Annotated in this window: 3 protein-coding genes; 2 read left to right on the forward strand and 1 reads right to left on the reverse strand. The window is 60.9% G+C overall.

Features of this window, described 5'->3' with window-relative positions; all coding sequences use genetic code 11:
* A partial coding sequence (gene parC, locus ACIOVB_RS25125; RefSeq protein ID WP_401271999.1) for a DNA topoisomerase IV subunit A occupies nucleotides 1–2,059 on the forward strand: 2,059 nt, incomplete at its 5' end.
* Nucleotides 2,060–2,245: 186 nt separating this feature from the next.
* Nucleotides 2,246–2,956, forward strand: a complete 711-nt coding sequence (locus ACIOVB_RS25130; protein WP_187677901.1) for a membrane integrity-associated transporter subunit PqiC — start codon at nucleotides 2,246–2,248, stop codon at nucleotides 2,954–2,956.
* Between the two features lie 250 nt (nucleotides 2,957–3,206).
* On the opposite strand, the gene ACIOVB_RS25135 is transcribed toward ACIOVB_RS25130, so the two are convergent.
* Nucleotides 3,207–4,624: AhpA/YtjB family protein (locus ACIOVB_RS25135; RefSeq protein WP_401272000.1), on the reverse strand; the 1,418-nt coding region annotated here is incomplete at its 5' end.

The following is a 4,624-nucleotide window of genomic DNA, read 5'->3' on the forward strand; positions in this document are numbered from 1 at the left end:
ATCGGCGCGTACCGTCGGTGACGTGCTCGGCAAGTTCCACCCGCACGGCGACTCGGCGTGCTACGAAGCGATGGTGCTGATGGCCCAGCCGTTCAGCTATCGCTACACGCTGGTCGACGGCCAGGGTAACTGGGGTGCGCCGGATGATCCCAAGTCCTTCGCCGCCATGCGTTACACCGAAGCGCGGCTGTCGCGTTATTCCGAAGTGCTGCTCAGTGAACTGGGCCAGGGCACTGCAGATTGGGGGCCTAACTTCGACGGCACCCTGCAGGAGCCGCTGGTATTGCCGGCGCGCTTGCCGAACATCCTGCTCAACGGCACCACCGGTATCGCCGTGGGCATGGCCACCGACGTACCGCCGCACAACCTGCGCGAAGTCGCGACTGCGTGCGTGCGCCTGCTCGACGAGCCGAAAGCCACGGTCGAGCAACTCTGCGAACACATTCAGGGCCCGGACTACCCGACCGAAGCGGAAATCATCACGCCGCGCGCCGACCTGCTGAAAATGTACGAAACCGGCAAGGGCTCGGTGCGCATGCGCGCCGTGTACCACGTCGAGGACGGCGACATCATCGTCACCGCGCTGCCGCATCAGGTCTCCGGAGCCAAAGTGCTGGAGCAGATTGCCGCGCTGATGCAGGCAAAACCGTCGAAAGCCCCGCAGATCGCTGACCTGCGTGACGAATCCGACCACGAAAACCCGTGCCGCATCGTTATCATCCCGGTCAACAGCCGCGTCGATCACGAAGCGCTGATGCAGCACCTGTTCGCCAGTACCGAACTGGAGTCGACCTACCGGGTCAACGTCAACATCATCGGGCTGGACGGCAAACCACAGCTGAAAAACCTGCGCGCGTTGCTCGTGGAATGGCTGGAATTCCGGGTGCTGACCGTGCGTCGCCGCCTGCAATTCCGCCTCGACAAGGTTGAGCGTCGCCTGCACCTGTTGGACGGTTTGTTGATCGCCTACCTCAACCTGGATGAAGTGATCCACATCATCCGTACCGAGGAACACCCGAAAGCCAAACTGATCGAGCGTTTCGCTCTCAGCGAGATCCAGGCCGACTACATTCTCGACACCCGTCTGCGTCAGTTGGCGCGACTGGAAGAAATGAAGCTGCGTGACGAGCAGGACGAACTGCTCAAGGAACAAGCCAAGCTGCAAGCCCTGCTGGGCAGCGAAGCCAAGCTGAAGAAACTGGTGCGCACCGAGTTGATCAAGGACGCCGAAACCTATGGCGACGACCGTCGCTCGCCAATCGTCGAGCGCGCCGAAGCCAAAGCGTTGACCGAGCACGATCTGCTGCCAAACGAGAAAGTGACTGTCGTACTGTCGGAAAAAGGCTGGATCCGTTCGGCCAAGGGCCACGATATCGACGCCACCGGCCTGTCGTACAAGGCCGGCGACGGCTTCAAGACCTCGGCAGCGGGGCGCTCGAACCAGTTTGCGGTGTTTATCGACTCCACCGGCCGCAGCTATTCGGTGGCCGCGCACACCTTGCCATCGGCCCGTGGCCAAGGTGAACCGTTGACTGGCCGTCTGACGCCGCCACCGGGCGCATCGTTCGAATGCGTGCTGATGCCTGAAGACGACGCGCTTTACGTGATCGCCTCTGACGCCGGTTACGGTTTTGTGGTCAAGGGTGAGGACCTGCAAGCCAAGAACAAGGCCGGTAAAGCCCTGTTGAGCCTGCCAAACAACGCCAAGGTGATCGCACCGCGTCCGGTGGCCGATCGTGAGCAGAACTGGTTGGCCTCGGTCACGACCGAAGGTCGCCTGCTGATCTTCAAAATCAGCGATCTGCCACAATTAGGTAAGGGCAAAGGCAACAAGATCATCGGTATTTCCGGTGAACGTGTGGCCAGTCGCGAAGAATATGTCACGGACATCGCTGTGCTTCCGGAAGGCGCGACCTTGGTGTTGCAGGCCGGAAAACGGACTCTGTCGCTGAAAGCCGACGACCTCGAACACTACAAAGGTGAGCGTGGACGTCGCGGCAATAAACTGCCAAGGGGCTTCCAGCGAGTGGATGCGCTGCTCGTCGAAAACCTCAATTAGGTGATAACACGCCCCCTAGAGCGCTCGATCTACGATTTAACGCGTAGATCGACGCTTTGGCGCTGGAGTCGGAACGCATATTCACGGATGATATGGCCTTTCAAGCGCCGGCGTGGCTGAGCGTTCTTCATATTTATTGAGTATTTTCACTGTGGTCAGCCTTGTGGCGGCCACCTGGACGGGATGATGACTGCTCTGCGCCCCCTTATTTTCCTGCTCGCCGGCGTTTTGGGCCTGGCGGGTTGCAGCGTTCACCAGCCGGTGTCGCTGTATCAACTGGACAGCGGAAGTCCGGTTCAGCCTGCGCAAAGCGCGGGCATGGCGGTTTTGTTGGGCCCGGTTGTGCTGGCCGATTACCTGCAACGTGAAACTCTGCTGCAACGTCAACCGGATGGCAGCCTGCAGGCGGCGACCGATGGTCGTTGGGCTGGCAGCCTTTCGTCGGATATCGATCAGTTGTTGCTGCGTCAGGTTGCCGGTCATCTGGATAGCCAGCGTGTCGTGCTGGCACCGGCCACTCAGGGCTTCACCCCTGACGTGCAGGTATTGATGACCATCACGCGTCTGGACTCCGGCGAGAAGCAACCGGCGATTCTCGATGCGCAATGGCGCCTGATCGACCGTCGTGGCCAGGTGCGAGATAACCGCATCATCCACCTGCAAGAGCTGCACGCCGGCAGTACGGCTTCGCAGGTGCAGGCGCAGGGGATTCTGTTGCAGCGTCTGTCCGAGCAGCTGTCGGTGGCGCTCAAGCCGTTGGCTAATCAGCCACCAGTGGCTGAAGCTCCGCGCAAAGCAGCGCCGAAACCGGCAGCGCCGGCGGCGGAAGCCGAGAAGCAGCCGAAGATTCCGATGGCATCGCCGATTCGCACGGATATGGAAGTGTTCCGCTTCTGAGTCTGTTTGAGTCGAGACAGAGCCCGCCTTGTGCGGGCTTTGTTGTGTCTGGGGGCTGGAAATCCTTGCCGTCAGTGCGGGCCTCTTCGCGAGCAAGCTCGCTCCCACAGGTATTGCAGGTGTTCACAAGATCTGTGGCAGCCACCGTCCACTGTGGGAGCGAGCTTGCTCGCCAAAGGGCCGTTACAGGCAACAAAAAAGCCCGCAGACAATCGCTTGTCTGCGGGCTTCTGTGCATCTGGGCTAAGGCTTACGCCCGACGCTCATGCATCCGCGCCAGTTGCCGTTCCAGCATCGACGGATAAGGCTCCATCAACCGCTCCACGCAGCACGCCCCCTCAGGGCTGGCAATCGGCCGGATACGCGCACGCTGACGGATCAGCGCATCATCGCTGATCTTGCGCTCCACCAGCAGCAGGTTGCGACTGTGCTGCGACAGGGCCAGTGCATCCTGGGCCGAATCGGTCAGCAGCAGATCAATCTGGCTCAGACCGAACAACTCATCGCCAAGGGTCAGGCCCAGTTGCAATTGCAGGGTGATGCCGCTGTCGGCGACTTCGATCTGCAACTGATGGCCCAGCGCCCGTAACAACTCGCCGCAGCAAATCGCGTTGGTCAGGTAGTCGTCGCCACTGTCTTCGGTGTGGAACAGCATCAGCGTGCTGCCGTCGTTCAGGGTTTCGATTTCGCCCTGATACAGCGAGGCGGCCTGATCGAGGCAGTCGCGATAGCGCTCCTGCAACTCTTCCAGACGCGCACGTGGCAGACGACGCAGTTGCTCCTGAGAACCCAGTTGAACCGCCAGCACCGCCGTGTGTTGCGGCACGCTCGGGGTGGCTTTGCGAATCTGCGGTTGTGCGGCAGCGTTCAAGGACTCGTCGCGCAGATCGGCGAACGGGTCATCGTCATCATCGTCTTCGACGGTGCTGACCAAGTGGCGTGGTGCAGGCTTCTGCGCGGCCATCGGACGGGTTTCGTCAAAGCTCGGGTCACGCAGATTGCGCACCTCGAACTCGGTCTCGTCTTCCTCGTCTTCGAACTCGGGTTCCGGCTCAGGCGCGGGCTCCGGCGCATAGTTGGCGTGCAACTGACGGGCGAGATCGCCGATTTCGTCCTGACGCTCCATGCCCGGCGTGTGCTCGTCAATCCGGCGCAGCCATACACGCAATTGCAGCAGCGGGGTCGACAGGTAGCGGCCCATGCGCAAGCTCAAGGCCAGCGACAGCGCCAACAGAATCGCACTCAAAATGCCCATGCTTTGCAGGCTGATGGTCATCGGCTGCTGGAACTGATCCATGTCCAGGCTGATGCGCAGTTGCCCGGCGGTCACGTCCTGGAAAGTGATCTTGCTCTCGTACATGCCCTCGGCTTCGCCCAACAGGCTGTGCTTGGGGCGCTGACCGGATTCGGCGAGGATGCGGTTATCCACGCTATAGATTGCCGCGTGGGCCACCAGTTTGTTCTTGGTCAGGTTATTGAGCAGCACGTTGAGGCTGAGGATGTCGTTGGACACCAACAGCTCTGTGGCGGAAGTGGCCGTTTGCGTGGTCAGGCTTTCGCCCAGCGCATCGGCCTGCTCGTGCATGGCCTGCTTGAACTGCAAGCCCATCACGCAGGCATAAATCACCAGCGCCAGAGCGACGAGGATCACGTTATGGCTGGCAATGC

Origin of the sequence: Pseudomonas sp. NPDC087639 (assembly GCF_044743385.1) — a bacterium.
GTDB lineage: Bacteria > Pseudomonadota > Gammaproteobacteria > Pseudomonadales > Pseudomonadaceae > Aquipseudomonas.

Coding starts and splice junctions, on each gene's coding strand:
- ACIOVB_RS25130 (WP_187677901.1), top strand. CDS start 2,246: ATGACTGCTCTGCGCCCCCTTATTTTCCTGCTCGCCGGCGTTTTGGGC.